At 58.6% G+C, this 16194-nt stretch carries 12 protein-coding genes; 5 read left to right on the forward strand and 7 right to left on the reverse strand.

The window, feature by feature from the left end; all coding sequences use genetic code 11:
* The first annotated feature begins 139 nt into the window (after window positions 1–139).
* The 3 genes from AB6803_RS13910 (at window position 140) to AB6803_RS13920 (ending at window position 5343) form a co-directional block, all read left to right on the forward strand.
* The gene (locus AB6803_RS13910; protein ID WP_371109431.1) at window positions 140–1375 is read left to right on the forward strand and encodes an exonuclease SbcCD subunit D; all 1236 of its coding nucleotides are present in this window, start codon (window positions 140–142) and stop codon (window positions 1373–1375) included.
* Window positions 1376–1378: 3 nt separating this feature from the next.
* Complete coding sequence (locus tag AB6803_RS13915) at window positions 1379–4840, forward strand: AAA family ATPase (protein ID WP_371109432.1); 3462 nt, start codon at window positions 1379–1381, stop codon at window positions 4838–4840.
* Window positions 4841–4947: 107 nt separating this feature from the next.
* Window positions 4948–5343 (forward strand): cupin domain-containing protein, encoded by a 396-nt coding sequence (locus AB6803_RS13920; RefSeq protein WP_371109433.1) that lies wholly within the window; start codon window positions 4948–4950, stop codon window positions 5341–5343.
* A 40-nt stretch (window positions 5344–5383) separates the two neighbouring features.
* Here the strand turns inward: AB6803_RS13920 and AB6803_RS13925 are convergent, their stop codons facing one another.
* The 7 genes from AB6803_RS13925 to AB6803_RS13955 form a co-directional block, all read right to left on the reverse strand.
* Entirely contained in the window at window positions 5384–7567 is a 2184-nt protein-coding gene (locus AB6803_RS13925) for a glycosyltransferase family 2 protein (RefSeq protein WP_371109434.1), read from the reverse strand.
* Between the two features lie 52 nt (window positions 7568–7619).
* Window positions 7620–8726, reverse strand: coding sequence for a hypothetical protein (locus AB6803_RS13930; RefSeq protein ID WP_371109435.1), 1107 nt, complete (start codon window positions 8724–8726; stop codon window positions 7620–7622).
* Between the two features lie 20 nt (window positions 8727–8746).
* Window positions 8747–10012 carry a capsule biosynthesis protein gene (locus AB6803_RS13935; RefSeq protein WP_371109436.1) on the reverse strand — a complete coding sequence of 422 codons (1266 nt, stop codon included), beginning with the start codon at window positions 10010–10012 and terminating at the stop codon, window positions 8747–8749.
* A 32-nt stretch (window positions 10013–10044) separates the two neighbouring features.
* The gene (locus tag AB6803_RS13940; protein WP_371109437.1) at window positions 10045–10698 is read right to left on the reverse strand and encodes an ABC transporter ATP-binding protein; all 654 of its coding nucleotides are present in this window, start codon (window positions 10696–10698) and stop codon (window positions 10045–10047) included.
* 13 nt (window positions 10699–10711) lie between these two features.
* Window positions 10712–12007, reverse strand: coding sequence for a capsule biosynthesis protein (locus AB6803_RS13945; RefSeq protein WP_371109438.1), 1296 nt, complete (start codon window positions 12005–12007; stop codon window positions 10712–10714).
* A complete protein-coding gene (locus tag AB6803_RS13950) occupies window positions 11988–13073 on the reverse strand; it encodes a hypothetical protein (protein WP_371109439.1) in 1086 nt (361 codons plus the stop codon). The genes AB6803_RS13945 and AB6803_RS13950 overlap by 20 nt, the downstream gene beginning before the upstream one ends.
* Window positions 13074–13211: 138 nt before the next feature.
* Window positions 13212–14072: a class I SAM-dependent methyltransferase gene (locus tag AB6803_RS13955; protein ID WP_371109440.1), complete on the reverse strand. Its 861-nt coding sequence runs from the start codon at window positions 14070–14072 to the stop codon at window positions 13212–13214.
* 588 nt (window positions 14073–14660) lie between these two features.
* On the opposite strand from AB6803_RS13955, the gene AB6803_RS13960 reads away from it, so the two are divergent.
* Window positions 14661–15839, forward strand: coding sequence for a polysaccharide biosynthesis/export family protein (locus tag AB6803_RS13960; protein WP_371109441.1), 1179 nt, complete (start codon window positions 14661–14663; stop codon window positions 15837–15839).
* A 14-nt stretch (window positions 15840–15853) separates the two neighbouring features.
* Window positions 15854–16159 carry a hypothetical protein gene (locus AB6803_RS13965; RefSeq protein WP_371109442.1) on the forward strand — a complete coding sequence of 102 codons (306 nt, stop codon included), beginning with the start codon at window positions 15854–15856 and terminating at the stop codon, window positions 16157–16159.
* Window positions 16160–16194 lie beyond the last annotated feature (35 nt).

Consider the following 16194-nt stretch of genomic DNA (forward strand, 5'->3'; position numbering starts at 1 on the left):
AGCATCGCAATCGTGTGACATAGGAATATGACAGCACTCGGCAATCCACGAAAGCATGGGATGACCGCTGCCGGCAGGTATTCATTGCCCCGGTATTTGCCTAAAAGGGATGCCAGATATCTGACATCGACCGGAGCCTATGGCCTCTTTCAGCTTCATCCACGCCGCCGACCTGCATCTCGGTAGTCCTTTCCAAGGGCTGGCCTTGAAGGATGCCGCGATCGCCTCGATCTTTGTGGAGGCGAGCCGCAAGGCCTTCTCGACGCTGGTGGGGTTGGCAATCGAGAAACAGGTCGATTTCTTCCTCATTGCTGGCGACGTTTATGACGGCGATTGGAAGGACAACAAGATCGGCCTGTTCTTCAACCGCGAAATGGCGCGGCTGGAGCGGGCCGGCATCCCGGTCTATCTGCTGCGCGGCAACCACGACGCGGCGAGCGTCATCACCAAGACCATTACGCTGCCGGCCAACGTTCATGAATTCCCGACCAATAAGCCCGGCTCCGTCCGGCTGGAGACGCTGCAAGTGGCGTTGCACGGGCAGGGTTTTGCTGAGCGTTCGGCCAATGACAATCTGGCGGTAAATTACCCCGCGCCCGTATCCGGCTGGTTCAATATCGGTGTTCTCCACACCTCGCTCACCGGCCGCGAGCCGCACGCGCCCTATGCGCCGTGCTCGGTCGATGACCTGCGGTCGCGCGGCTACGACTATTGGGCGCTCGGCCATGTCCATGACTATGAAGTGGTGGCAACCGATCCGCTGGTGATCTTTCCCGGCAATCTGCAGGGCCGCAGCATTCGCGAGCGGGGTGCCAAGGGCGCCGTGCTCGTCACCATCGAGGATGGCCGCATCAGCCATGAACGGCTGATTGTCGACGAGGCGCGGTTTGCGCAGGTCGATATCACAATCGACCCGGAGGACGATCAGGCCGCGATCCTGCGCCGCGTCGAGCAGGCGGTACAGCCGCTCTCCGATCAGATGGCGGGACGGATGACGGCGCTGCGGGTCCGGCTCTCGGGCGTCACGCCGCTGCAGGGTACTATCGCCGCCAATCGCCAGCAATGGCGTGACGAAGTCGAAGCGGCCTGCCATCGTGTCCACGAGGATATCTGGCTGGAGAAGCTCGAACTGCGGCTGGAACCGCCCGCAGCGGCTGTTGTCGAGGCCAATGGCACGCTTGATCTCGGACAATTGCTCTCCGAGCATGCCGGCGATGCGGATATCGTAGCGGAAGCCAGCCGGCTTGTCGGCGAGATCGCGGTTCGCCTGCCGGGTGGGCTGGGCGCGGCTGAGTTGCCGCTGGACGATACTCTGGAGACCTTGATCGAAGAGGCGCGGCAATTGCTGCTGGCGCGCGGGCAGGGGGCGGGCTGACCCATGCGTTTTAACCGGCTCGACATCCTCCGCTATGGCGCGCTGACTGACCGCACGCTCGATTTTCGCCCCGGCGCCAGGCTGCATGTCATCTATGGGCCGAACGAGGCCGGCAAGTCTTCGGCGCTCAGCGCGATCTCCGATCTGCTGTTCGGCTTTCCCACGGCCGCCGAGCAGAGCTTCCTGCACGAGCCGACAACCCTGCGCGTCGGCGCATCGATCGCCACGCGCGATGGAACGACACTCGACTTCCGCCGCCGTCGCGGGCGCAAAAACACGCTGCTGGTGCCCGACGACAAGGAAGCGCCGCTTGCCGAAGACGCCCTGGCGCCATTTCTCGGCAATCTGAGCCGCGATGTCTTCGAGCGCGCCTTCGGCCTCGATTCGCTCCGTCTGCGGCAAGGGGCGACAGCGATGCTGCGCAGCGGCGGCGAGATCGGCAGCCTGCTGTTTTCCGCCGCCTCCGGTCTCACGGGCCTCTCCCGCCTGCGCCAGTCGCTGGAAGGCGAAGCCGATGGCATCTATGCGCAGCGCCGCTCCAAGGATCGCAGTTTCTATCAGGCGCTGGACCGCCATGACGAAGCGCGCAAGGCAGAGCGCGACAACGAGCTCAGATCCGGCGATTGGAAGAAGCTGCTCGCCGAAGCCACCGAACTGGAAGCCGAGCTGGAGCTTCTACAAGAGCAGCGCCGTCAGACGCGCCAGGCGCTCGACCGGCTGCAAAAGCTGAAGACATTGCAGCCGCTGCTGGCTGAAATCGATGGGGAAAGGGCGGCCCTTGAGGGCCTTGTCGATCTCTCTGCGATACCGGATAGTTTTTCAGATCGCCTGGAACAGGGCCTGAACGACAAGCGCGCCGCCGAAGACGAACTGCGCCGCGCCCAGCAGCTTGCCGCGCGCACGGGCGAAGAACTGTCGCTGATCCGCATTGACGAAACCGTACTGCAAATATCTGATGATATCATCCAGCTCTTTGCCGATACCGGCAATTATCGCAGCCAGCGCCAGGATCTGCCGCGTGTCGATCAGGAGCTGGCCGGCTATGATGCGACGCTTGTTCAGCTCGCCCGCCGTCTCGGTTTCGCCGATGCATCACAGCTGGAAAAGCAGCAGCCGAGCGATGCCGATCGCGTCCGTCTCTCCGAATTGGTCGAGGAGGGCAGGCGGCTGTTACTGCAAGAGCAGGGAAATAGCGAGCAAGTGGACAGTGAGCGCCGCCAGCTTGCGGCGTTGGAGAAAGATGGCTCGGCAGGCCGCCTGATCGATCCGAGGCCCTATGTTGATCAGCTCGAGGCATTGGCCGGCGATCTCGCCAGCCTTGGCCGCCTGGATGGGCTGGAGACGCAGATCAGCCGTATCGAGGCGGATCTGCGCGAGGCCGCCTCCCGCCTGCGTCCGCCAATCGCCGATATCGATGCGCTCTTTGTAACCCCACTGCCTGACGGCGCTGAGATCGCCGCGCATCGCGAGACCATTGATGCAGCTCGCGCTGGCCTACGTGAAGCATCCGACAAGCTACGTGGCTATGATGAGCAGTTGACGGAGATCGAACAGGCGCTGGCCGATGCGGAACGTACCGGCACGATCGTCACCCATGAACAAATCATCGGCGCGCGTGAGGCGCGCGATGCCCAATGGCGGTCGATCCGTGACGGGTTAACGAATGGAGGTCAATCTCCTGACGGCAAAACGATCGCCAGCTTTGCGACAAGCCTTGCAGAAGCGGATCGACTGGCCGATGCGGCAGTGAGCGATGCGGATCGCGTCTCGCGCCATGCCGATAACCGCTTGCGTCAGGCACGACTGCTTCAGGAGCGTGAGACGGCCGCAAAACGATTGCAACAGCGCGAGGAAACCTCGGCAAAGGCGCTTGCCGCTTTCGCGGCGCTCTTCAAAGCATCCGGCGTTTCTGTTCTCGATCCGGCGACGATGCTGGAATGGCGGCGCGGTGTCGAAACTCTGTTCCGCGAGCGCCGGGCTCTCCGCGATCTGCAGGACGAGCGAAATGAGGCTAGCCTGGCAGAGACGCGTGTCGCGCCGGCGCTGAAGGATATTGCCGATGCCACCGGCTACAAGAGTGGTCGCCTGCCGCCGAGCGCGATGGCCGAAGGCCTGCGCAAACATCTCCGTCTGCTTTCGGAGCGCTGGAACGAGAGCCGCACGCGCGAAGGCGAGATCGGTGCTGCGCGGGATCGGCTGACCCGACTTGGCGAGCAGCAGCAGGATATCGAGCGACGTCAGGCCGCCTGGCGCGATGCGTTCGGCAAGGCTGTCCTGTCGCTCGGCCTTTCCGCCGATGCGACGCTGGAAATGGCCTCCGTCGCCTTGAAGGCATGGACCGAGCTCCCGGACGTTTTGGCGGAGCACGATAATCGCCAGCGCCGCGTCAGCGGCATGCGCCGCGATATGGCTGATTTCGAGCGGCGGCTCGCGACCCTTGCCGCAACCGCCGGCTTAGAACTCGATCACCTGCCGCCGGACGCCGCCGCCGAGGCATTGCATGCCCGCGTCAGCGCCGTGCGCGGTGAGCAGAAGAAACATGACCGGCTTGGGGAGGAGCGCCAGCGCGCCGAGGCGCAGGCTGCCCATTGTGGCGAAGCGCTTGCGACGGTCACGGCCGTCCTTGCCGATCTGACGGCGGATTTGCCCGAGGATACCGATCTGTCTGCTCTGCTCTCGCGTCTGCGCGATCGCGCCCGCTTGCAGGCACGGCTGACTGAAAGCCGCGACCGCCTGCGTCTGCAGTCGGAAGGCGATGGCGAGGAAGCGATCCGTGCCGAGCTCGCCGGCTTCGAACGTGTCGCCGCCGGGCTGGAGATCGAGCGGCTATCTGCCGAGGATCAAAGACAATTCACCACGCATGGCGAGCTTATGGCCCGCCTGAGAGAAAACCAGCGCCAGCGAAGCGCCCTCGAAACCGGAGTCAGCGCCGAATACGCCGTCTTCGAAAAGCTCTCCGCCGAGCAGGAGGCCAAGGACCTGGCGCGGCAATGGGTGGTGCTGAAGCTTGCCGCGCAGATGCTGGCGAGCTCTATGGAGGCCTATCGCGAACAGCAGGCCGATCCGGTGATCACGCGGGCAGGCGAGCTGTTCTCGCTGCTGACCGGCCATGGCTTCACGCGGCTGGTCGAGGAACACGACGACACTGATACGCTGCAATTGCTGGCCGAGCGTTCAGGTGGCGAACGCGTGCCGCTCGCAGGCTTGAGCGAAGGCACCGGCGATCAGCTTTATCTCGCCCTGCGGCTTGCCTTCCTCGAAGACTATTCGGCCCGCAACGAACCGGCCCCACTGATCGTCGACGATATCTTCCAGACCTTCGACGACGAGCGCGCCAGTGCCGGGCTGAAGGCGCTCGCGGGCACGGCGGAGCGTTTCCAGACCATTCTCTTCACCCATGAGATGAGCGTCGTCGAGATTGCCAAAAGCGAGATCGGTGGGGATTTGGATCTGATCCGGCTCTAAGTATCCTGCAAAGTACCAGCCTTCTCTCTTGGATGGCATCCTCGAATGGCGTAGGCTGGCTGTGGGAGCGAGGTGCGGCGAGCACCGTTCGAAGCAGGAGATAAGCCTTGGAAATCAAGCCGAATGGATCACGCCCGGTGCTGAAGGCGCCGGCCGAGTATTTTACCGGCGAGGTGCGCCAGGAGCCGTTGATGCAAGCTCCGGCGCCAGCCCGCGTCCAGGTCTTCAGTGTCAGTTTCGAACCGGGAGCCCGCACCGCCTGGCACACGCATCCTTTCGGCCAGACCTTGGTGGTGACTGCTGGCAAGGGACTTGCGCAAAGCTGGGGCGGCGACATCCGGGAGATCAATGCCGGCGATGTCCTCTGGTTCGCGCCCGGCGAAAAGCACTGGCACGGCGCCGGACCGGAGACCGCGCTCACCCATATCGCCATTCAGGAGACGCAGGACGGCAAGGCCGCGGAGTGGATGGAATATGTGACCGAGGAGCAGTATCGCGCCTAATAACGCGACAAGGCATCGATCCGGCGGGATCGCCGTGAACTCACTGTGGCGTGTGCAATTTCGTCGGGATCAGGATCTTCGGGTCCGATTTGTCCCGGCTATAGGCAGGATTGAGGGCGCGGTCCGCGAAGGTCCGCGTGTCGTGTGCCCGGCGCAGATTGTCCTTCTCCTGTTCAAAGCGCTTCTTCCTCGCTCCGGATTTGTCCGATCCTCGTGACAGCGATTCATGGTGATAGAGGCAGGCAAACGGCGTCCATATGATGCGGAACCCAGCTTTGTGGGCACGCACGCAATAGTCGACGTCATTATAGGCGACCGCGAAATTCTCTTCGTCGAATGTGCCGATGGCGCGAGCGCAGTCCCCGGAAATCAGCATCACCGCGCCGGTCACGCAGGTCATGGAATTGCGGACATGAAGCCTGTTCATCGGGCCGCCGAATTCTTTCGGCTTGTTCATGTACCAATGACCTGCCAGCCCGCCGAAGCCGACGACGACGCCGGCATGCTGGAGCTTGTTGTTGCCATAGAGCAGCTTGGCGCCGACAATGCCGGTTCCCTCAAAGGCGAGGCATGTGACCATCTCTTTCAGCCAGCCAGGCTCGATGATTTCGACATCGTTGTTGAGGATCAGATAGTGCTCACCCGCAGCAGTGCCGAGGCCGCGATTGACCGAGCGCGAGAAGTTGAACTGCTCCGGCGTAATCGAGGCGGAGAATTGCGGGTAGGTCCGGCGATAATGGTCGTATAGATCGAGAACGGCCTGGTCCGAGGAGCCGTTGTCGATGATCAGTACTTCGAAATTGGGGTAATCCGTGCGTTCGAAGAGATCCTTCAGCACCCGAGAAATCAGGTCGAGGCTGTCCTTGCTGGGAATGATAATCGAAACCTTGGGCCAGGAAGCCTCCGACCGCTCGAACATGACGCGATGAAGGGTATTCGTCAGCGCCTCTTCTACCCGAACGGGTTGCTGCCGAAGCGCGAATCGTTCGGAAAGCGCCTTGCGGGCATTGGTGGTCGCTGCATCCATGAACTTGCGCGAATAGGTACGGCCATTGCGCCGCCACCAATAGGCCGGGTAGGGTAGGTGCAGGACGGTCTCGTCCGGCAATCCGTCCAGATAGCGCAGCAGCAGATCGTAATCCTGCGAGCCATCATATCCGGTGCGCAGATAACCGATCTCCTGGAGCCGACTACGGCGATAGATGGAGAAGTGATTGATGTAGTTGACGCCCGTCAGCAGAACGGGATCGTAGGCCGGCTTCAGCATCAGCCCTGTGGGCCTCAGCATGTCATCGACCACCAATTCGTCGGTATAGAGAAAATTCGCACGTGGGTTTTGCTCGAAGACGTGCCGCACGACCTTGAACGCATGCGGAGCGATCACATCGTCGTGGTCCAGAAAGGCGACCCAAAGGCCCCGCGCCTGCGACAGCCCGGCATTGGTGGCAGCCGCTATGCCGCCGTTCTTGGGATTGAGGACGAAACGAATGTTGTCTTTCGGCTTCTGCGTCTCATACCAGTGCTTTGTTTCCGACGAGGTGGATCCGTCGTCGCTGAGAATGAGTTCGGTGCCCTGCTCATTTTGCGCTTCGAACGATCGGACGAGATCGTCGAGATAGCGGGGTGGGGCATTGTAGACCGGCACGACGACGCTGAGCCATGTTCCGGAGGTTGCGGAAACGGGCAAGGGGGCGACCTCGGCGGCCAGCCGATAGCTCGCCTCCGCATATTGGACCGTCTTGCTCGGGGAGCGCTTGCCGAAAGCGAGCTTCGGCATTTTGGTCCAGTATTGCGGCAATTTGCCGAGATCCACGCGCTCGGCTTGCCCATGGGTGCCAAGCAAAGCGGCGATATGCTTCTCGGCCGATTTCACCGAGGAAAACGCCTTTACGTCGAAGCTGAGCGTGGTGGGAAAGGTCGCCGGGTCAGCGCGCAGGGTGCAGATCGTGCCGATAGCCCCGACATCCGCCGTGACGATGAACCGATGCCCCGCCGGCAGCGTGACCGTATCCTTCTCTCGGAATCCACGACCGCGATTGATATAGAATTTTGGGTCTATGGCCTCGTCTGTCCCGGCCATATGAATGACGACAAGCCTTTTTCTGACGGGCGAAAATCTGACCTCGAAAGCGGGATCGTCCCCGAGCGACTTCCATCGATTGGAATTTGCTTCCGACGAAATCTCGCGTTCAAGGTCGTCATTCGGTAAAATCTTGAGTGTCATTGATACCTGGATATCCAAATAGCTGGCAGCGAAAAACGCATCCTTGGCCGGTTCACGCTATATCACCAAGCACATCGAAACGGATGCCTGGAAACGCCGCCGTCGTGCTTTGCCGCATTTTTTCTATCGATTTCACTGTGGCATTGCGTGCAATCAATCGCCGATCCCGATCGCCCACGAGTTGGTCGATCGCCATCAGCCATTCCTCCGCTGTGTTGCCGATGTGAAGCTCCCCGGCGACCGCGCAGCGCGAGAATGTCGGGCAGCGGGAAAATATTGCCGCCGCCCCCATGCGGCTGATGTCGATCCGCTTGGTATCCGACCGGCTATCATTGGTCTTTCCGATCAGGAGCGGCGCGAGGGCAATATCCGCGCCGTGATCCGTGGTCCTTGCCAGATAGGATGCCCAGGGCAAGGGGGGGCTTATGGTCATCCGTCTCTGTTCGATCTCCTGACGGCCCCACTGGCGCGCAAGGCTGCCCTCGGCGAAGACCTCAAAATGCAAATTGCTGTGCTTGTCCATTGCCGTCTTGACGATCGGCATCAGGAATTCGTGTTCGCGGCGGTGAACACCCGTCCCATGATAGACCATCTTCAGCGATGTAGAGGCTTCGCCGGCGATCTCGGACGATCTTCCTTCGAGAGTCGCTGGCATCGGCGCGAGAATCGCGATCTTTTGATGTGCATCCGACAGCGTATCCGCCAGGGTCTCCGTCGATGTCCACAGATGCGTGAGCAACCGGTTGACGCGTGGAAGCGGCCGGACGGCGAGATTGAAGAGGGTGAATTTGTAGGGCCAGGTTGCCTCGTCACCTGCAACGACAGCCGGGATATCGTCATCGACGAAATAGGCCACACCCGCCAGGCTACGGCGCCTGTCTTCGAGCCAGCGCAATTGCGGCTCCTTGATATAGCGGCAGATGATGACGAAAAGGCCTTCGCTATCGAGATCTTCTAACCCCTCGTCGAGCCCCTTCATGATGACAGGGATATTGGCAAGAGCCTTGGTTCGTTCGTCCAGATAGTAGCTGACGCTGGGATTGGGGTATCGCGACAACACGAGAAGCCGCTTTGCAGCGGAAGGCGCTCCACCAACGGACGTCGCGGAAAGCCGTGGCCTTGGAAGCAATCCGTAGATGATGTTGCGCAGGATTTGCATGGATGGCCGACCGGGAGAAATCACGCGAGACGATTTCGCAGGGCAGTCAACAGGCCGACGACAACGCCCCAGATGAGGATGGTGACCGCCAGAACACCGCCGATCCAGAGGCCGCGCTTGGGATATTTGGCCTCGTCGGGCAAGCTCGGGGCAAGAAACGTGTCGAGATAAAGCAGTTGCTGCTTGCTGACGAACTGCACTTGCTCCAGCGTTTTCATGCTGGCCGCAAACTGCTGTTCGGCCAGGGTCTGTTCCAGCTCTTTCTGAGACATGCCGACCGATACATCGGCGAGGTTCTGCTCCGATTTGCCTTGTCCGGCTACCTGCCTGTTCAAATCGTCGAGCTGCTTTTGCTTGCTGTCGATTTCGCGCTTCAGCACGCGCATCTGCGGCGCGGTCGGCGATACGTTGCCGAGCAGCGCATCATATCTTTGCTGGAGATTGATTCTGTCTGTCTGCACGGCAGTGATCAGGTTCGTAAAGATCGTCGATGATCCCGCAACGCTAAGGACGCCGGTTTGATTGCGGGCGATTTGAAGCTGCTCCCGCGTCTTCTGCAGTTGATCCCTTGCATTGTTCAGGTTGGCCTGTGCAGTGGCGATGACATCGCGCCAGATACGGTTGTTGACATCATTGACCACGACTTCGGACGCGGCGACCACCTCGTGCAGTACCTTTTGCGCGTCGGTAGGCGAGAAAGCACGGACCTTGACGGTCACGATACCGCTGGTCGCATCGGTCTTGATGGAGACCATGTCCTCCCAGTAATCGAGCAGTTTTTCCGTCGAGGCATCCTGTTTGAGCCTCGCCAGCGGATCGATATCCGAATTTCCATAGAGTTTCTGGAAATCGACTTTGGACTGGAGGGCGGCCACCATGTCCTTGCTGGCAATAAAATTCGTGACGATCTGCGTGTCCTGAGCGATTTGCGCCGATGGTAGGCCCGTGACCTTGGCGAGCTGGTCCTTGCCAAGCGCCGGTGTCGAGGAGCGAACGGTGAAGCGTGTTTCGGACTGGTATTGATCCACGGCTATACGCGTGAAGTAGAAGACCGAAACGATATTCGGAATGATAATAATCAAAACCGCGGACGCCAGCATCAGCCGTCCGATGATTTGCTCGAGCGGACGGGGCCGTAAGCCGACTGCCTTGAACAGCTGGCTCCGCTTCGATGTCGAGAAGCGCAGCTTGCGCGCGGTCACGGACAGCTTCGCGGCAACATCGCGGCTGTGCTGGATCGCACTCAGCTGAACAGAGTCAGACGTCTTTCCGCTATCGTGAGCCATATGGAACCTTGTTGCCACTCCGTCGCATCTTACTACCTGTTTAATCTATAATAGGCTTCGATGGCCTGTTCGACCTTGTCGAAAACCATAAGTCTGCCGTCGACGAGCACCATACCCTTATCACAGTGCTTTTTGATCATGCCCATACTATGCGAGATCATGATGAGGTCGGAATGTTTTCGTCGGCTCTCGAAAGCGGCGCGACAGCGTTCCTGAAAGCGGGCATCGCCGACGGAGAGAACTTCGTCGACCAGGTAGCACTCGAATTCTATGGCCATGGAAAGCCCGAAGGCCAGACGCGCGCTCATGCCGGAGGAATAGGTGCGTACCGGCGCATTGATATAATCGCCCAGCTCCGCGAATTCCTCGACGAAACGGGAGACTCGTTTGACATCCTCTCCATAGGCGCGGGCGACAAAATGAAGATTTGCCTTGCCTGTCATAAAGGGGTTGAAGCCGCTGGCAAAACCCAGGGGCCAGGACACCCGCACGTCCTTGGTTATCCTGCCTGAATTTGCCAGCATGGTGCCGGCGATCATCCGCATGGTCGTCGACTTCCCCGCGCCGTTTACGCCGAGCAGGCCATAGGAATAGCCCGACATGAATTCGCAGCTTACGCGATCAAGGATGACTTTCTTGCCGTTCTGCGTCTTGAAGTGTTTCGACACGTTTTTGAAGCGGATCATCGGTTGTCCCTCACTATATCCGGTGATCCTCCACCGACGCCCAGATCAGCGACAGGGTGGTCCAGATAACGGTCAGGGCAAGCAATATCATCAACGGCGTCGTGAAACGATGCGGGAAGATGGCTTCATCCGGAAGCGTCGGATTGACGAAGACGGCGAGATAAAGCGTTTTGCGAAGCGCTTCGGCAAGCACCGTATCGTAGTTCCTTTGGGAGGCCTGATAGAGGTTCTCCGCGATCATCCGGTTCGTGTCCAGCTGCGAGTATTCCAGCAAAGCCTTGGAAAGGCTTGCATTTTCAGGGCCAGTCAGCTCCAGTTTCATCTTGTCGATCTGATCCTGGAGACTTTGCTGGGCAAGCGTCAATTGCTGATAGGCCGGCGAACTATCCGCATTTGACTGCCGCATCACAAAGAGGCGCGTTTCGAATTCGAGCTTCTGCGCGAGCAGCCCCGTCAGAAGCGCGCTGCTGCTGGTGGCCTGTGTCTCCGGACTGAGAAGCCCGGATTGATGCTGAAACTGATTGAGCGCGATCAGGGTGTCGCTGTAGGCTTTTCCGTTTTTCTCGACATCGCCCCGCATGCTCTGCACGATGTCGTCGCGCGCGCGCTGCGAAAGCTGGTTGATCAGCAATTCGCTCTCCTGAATGATAGCCTGGGAGAGCTTGACGGAATCATCCGGCGTGAATGCGCGCACCTTCAGGGTGATGATGCCCGAGGAGACGTCGATGTAGGCGCTGACGTGATTTGTCCAATAGTCCAGAAATTCCTCGTCGGATTGCGAGGAGCGAAATCGAGAGAGAAAATCTGCATCCTGCCGCGCAAACATGGACCGGTAGTCGAGTTTCTCGCCAATTCGCTTAAGGATTTCGGTCGAGTGGATGAAGCTCGTGACGACATAGGCGTCTTGCGAGGCGGAGCGCATGCTGAGAAGGCCTGAAGGCCCGGAACTATTGTCGGATGATGTACCGTCGCCCTTGTCGCTCGAACTGGAACTGGAAAGCGAGCGAACTGCGAAGCGAGCTTCGGCGACATACTGATCCGAAGCAATGAAGATGTAATAGACCGAGCACACCAGAAACGGCAGGATCACGAACAGCAAGAAGGTGATGAGCCTGATCGGCGGCTTTCCACCGGTCTGAAGCTCCGGATCGTGCACGCCGGGCGCCGGTATATATTCGATCTCTTCCAGATCGGTACGTTCGCGCCGTTCGGGGACCCACCGCCGAAACAATGACGGCAGAACATGACGAGCCGGCTTTACTTGCGGATACTGCTGGTCGACCGTCTCTTCAATGACTGTTTTGGGCATGTCGGCTTACACTCGTGTTCCGCAATTCCGGCGCGGTTGGTTTCATCGCCTCACGCACATAGTGATCAAAGATCAAATCTTCTTCGAGCATTAGTTCGGCAATATGCAACGAACGCAATCTCGTAGCAACGTCTTCAAGAGCGGTGTGCCTGGAGAGCAACGGAAGATCGCCGATCGAAATACCGAACAGTTCGCCTATCGCGTCTTGAAAATGGATGCTGTCGGTATCGTGTCCGACGACGGTAAAACGGGAAAGCAGGTCGATAGCCGCGGCGACATCGCCGCGCGTCGCCAGTTGCTCCGGCGTGGTGGTGACGAGTTGGCGGGTAACGGGCGATACTAGAACGTTCGTGACATTCTGGGGCGCTTTCTTGAGTGCGGTTTTAAGAGACGCCTCGTTTTCGAGATCGACTTCCGCGAAGTGTTCCGCCGCGGGCGCCAGGATGATCTTGTCGCGGTCGCCAAAGAAGGAGATCTGGGTTTTCGCCATGCGCTTCAGGAGAAAGATACGCAGAGCCAGCTCGTAATAGGGGTCGGTCAGCAGCACGATGGCCTTGAAACCCTTGTCGAGGAACTCCTCATAGTTCCGCAACAGCAAGCGTCCGCTGATGTAAATCGACTTGACGGCGTTGAGATGAAAGGCCTGGAGGGCTGTCTCATGGCCGAAGCGTTCCACCGACGACAGCTCATACTGAAAATGACGACCGCAGTGATAATCGAATTTGACCATCGGAAGGAGTTGCGTTTCCAGCCGCAAGATCTTCTGGGGGACCAGTTGCGATACTTGCGGTCGCCGATAGATCAGCAATCCCGACTTGGCGTCATGGATCATGAGGGTACTGCGCTCGGCGAGATCGGGAATGATCTTCGTATCGAGTTTGAAGCCGACCCGGCCGTTCTCATGGCGGCCTGAATCAATAACCGCCTGTCTGAGCTGGTCGCAGGGGCGGACCATCAACTCACCGTTCGCATCCGATACCCTGATATGCGGCAGATCGGAGAAACCGTCCGGGATGAGATAGCCCTCGAGAACCGAGCCCCGATCATATTCGAGATTAAACAGCAAGGCTGCCTCCTAGCGTTTCGGCCTGCTCGGCAGGGAGAATGCGCTGGTCTCGAAGAACCGTCAAAGTGTCGTATGTGCCTTCAATCACGTCGAGATTATCCAAATCTACCGGCGTTGCACGCCGGCTGAGTGTCCTTGTCACGAGGCCGCCTGTGCCTTGCGGGCAAGGAGGGCAAAGCACGGTCCACCGGGATGGTTGAGATCCTGATCCCTGATCACGATATCGCTGTATCCGAGCTTTTCCAGTAGGGTCAAAATGTCATCCCGATGCATCCAGAAATGCCGGTCCTTCATACCGCCGCAGAAGGATGCATTCGAGTTGGCGAGCTGGTAGCTGCGCTCGTAATAGCGCACGGGAACCCCCTCGATCGTCTTCGTCTCGATTTTACCGCTGAAAGGGCGACGTCGTACGTCGTCTTCGGGCATCGCCTCATCGAGGAAAAAATGCGTCCAGATGAAAACGGCGTTGGTGCGGTTTGCCAGTTGCCGCAAGAACTCCCCAGGGTCGGCCATGTGGTAAAGCACGCCTGAGGCGAGGGCGAAATCATAGACTTCGTCGTGGTCAGCAAGCCAAGCCTGAATGTCACCCAATAAAAACGAAGCGCTGTTGATATTGAGAATCTGTCTGGTCAGCAGGCATCTCAGAAAACAGAGGCGATTTGCTTCGATGGCGTCGATTCGCGCCGGCTGCTGGCGATCCAGCATATAGGTGTGCATTCCCTCCAGCGGTCCGACCTCAAGAATCTTCTTCCCCTTGATGGAGCCAAAGGTTTTTAACGCCCAGCTGATCCGGTCATCCGCATAAAGGGGAAGGCTCCCGGCTTTCAGCTTGAGGGCGGCGGGAAAGGCGCAACTCCAGCCCGGAAGAGCATCGATCGCATTCTGATGATCGGGTTTACCCTGTTCGTACTGATCAAATATCGCTCCGAGAGAGCTCTCCTGGGTCTTATTCTTGAATCGCTTTGGAAAGCCGAACATTGGCAAAACCTTCATTCCCATCGGTACTTCATTCAGGTTTCGAGGCCGGTCGAACCGGATATTCGTCACGGCCTCATGGCAGTATGTATTGTACCCATAACCACTCTGATGAATTCGTTCCGCTCGTTCGATTCTGCTGTGGCAAATCCGGCGAAGAACTAATCCGAAGTTTTACTGATCCCTCGTTGTCATGGTCGGCGTCTATGCTTCTGCCACGGTTTAGAGTTCGCGACTGCGATAGGCAAGAGCATGCTTATGAAAAGGGGAGGCGGAAAGGCGGCTTCAATCAGGTTGAGTATGATGAGCCTTACCTGACGTCATTCCTTAACGGATGCTTTTATCACTGCGTAAATATTAATTTAAATTTATACAAGATTGCTGGGATTAATTGCGTTACTCATGGTTTCAGCCTATAGGGCAAAGGTCGCGCAGCCATTGAGGGTGACGTGTGCTCACTAAGACAGCATACATTTTTTTGGCTGCGTGTGTCTTGAATGGGCTTGTTGAGGGGCGTCCATTATGCTTTTCAAGGCGCCAACGGATTTGTGAATAATACGCTGCTCCGACCAAGTTGGTCGTGATGGCTGGTATAAATTTGGGGTTATTCAATTGAATCGCGTAGGCGCGTTGCTAGTTTGCGTACTTCTGGCGGGATGTAACTCCGTATCCAGTGAAGGGCCATTGGCCGGTGCGATCGATGATGCCGCCGGGCAGTCCAGCGCCGAGCTTGGGCGCAAGAATGCCGCCGTTTTCGATGTCGTTGATATTGATAGCCGCACGGCGCGTCTCGTTTCCGACTATGTTTCCTCCGCGCTCAACCGTCGGTTTGGCATCGGTGGCGGCGTCGGGCGGGTGGTCATCGGCGTCGGCGATGCGCTTCGAGTCACCATTTTCGAAGCCGGTTCCGACGGTTTGTTCTCGACCGCCCAATCGAAACAGGTGTCGCTGGATATCGTCGTCCAGCCGGATGGAACGGCGGCCATTCCCTATGCGGGTTCCGTTAAATTCGCGGGCAAGACGCTTGAGCAGGCTCGCAAGGCGGTCCTGGCCGCGCTGGCGACCAAGGCTGTCGAGCCTGATGTCATTGTCACGAGCACGGGTACGGCATCACGCACTGTGACCGTTTCCGGCGCCGTCGGTCGTCCGTCGCTGGTTCCTCTGGACCTGACAAGCGAAAAGATCACGCAGGTGATCGCCAAGGCAGGGGGCCCTGTCACGCAGCCTTATGAAACCTCGGTCACCGTGGTTCGCGGCAACAAGATCGGCACTGCCCTTCTGAAGTCGATCGTCGAACACCCTTCCGAGGATATTTACGTTCAGCCTGGCGACCAGGTTTTCCTCGTACGCGACCCGAGAACCTTTACCCTTCTCGGTTCCGTCAAGGGTGACGGTCGTATCGAGTTCGGCGCCAACGATCTTAATCTTCTCGAAGCTGTCGCGCTGGGTCACGGCGCAATCGACGAGTCGACCAATGCCCAGGGCTTCTTCCTGTTCCGTTATGAAGAGCCTGATATCGTCCGGAGCCTGCTCGGCCCCGCCCGCTTCCAGGCGCTTCTGCAAAAGGGAATGGCGCCGGATTCCAAGGGGCGTTATCCGATCGTCTATCGATTCGACATGTCGCATCCCGACAGCCTGATCGTCGGGCAAACATTCCCGGTCAAGAGCCGTGATGTCATCTATGTATCGCGTCACCCCTCGGTCGACATCCGGAAGTTCCTGACGCTTATCGGCTCTCCGCTCGGAATCGCTTCCCAGGGTGCCTCGACGGCGGCTAATCTCGGGCAGTAAGCCTAGGGTAAGGGATGCGTGATTCACGCATCCCTTGTTGCATTGATCGAAGCTTTGATGCGGGCATCGAGATGATTCCGGCAGATGATCGTGTTCTTGAAAGACCGAAATTTACGAGGAATCGCAAAGTTTGGCGAGGAGTTGGCAAGGACCTGCTCGTATTCTTTCAAACGCCTAAGTTGCACGATTTGAAACTGATTGTGCGCCGACACCTTTCTCGCAAGGCGCTCTGTTCGTCGTTTTTTAACCTGACATGGCGTTCTGTACTTGGCTTTTTGCAGGTGACAACTGCAGATAATTATGATGTGAACGTTTATTAGATGAAGATGGCTACTTTCATCCTGGGACAGTTTAA

Origin of the sequence: Rhizobium sp. RCC_161_2, assembly GCF_041355235.1 — a bacterium.
Taxonomy (GTDB): Bacteria; Pseudomonadota; Alphaproteobacteria; order Rhizobiales; family Rhizobiaceae; genus Rhizobium.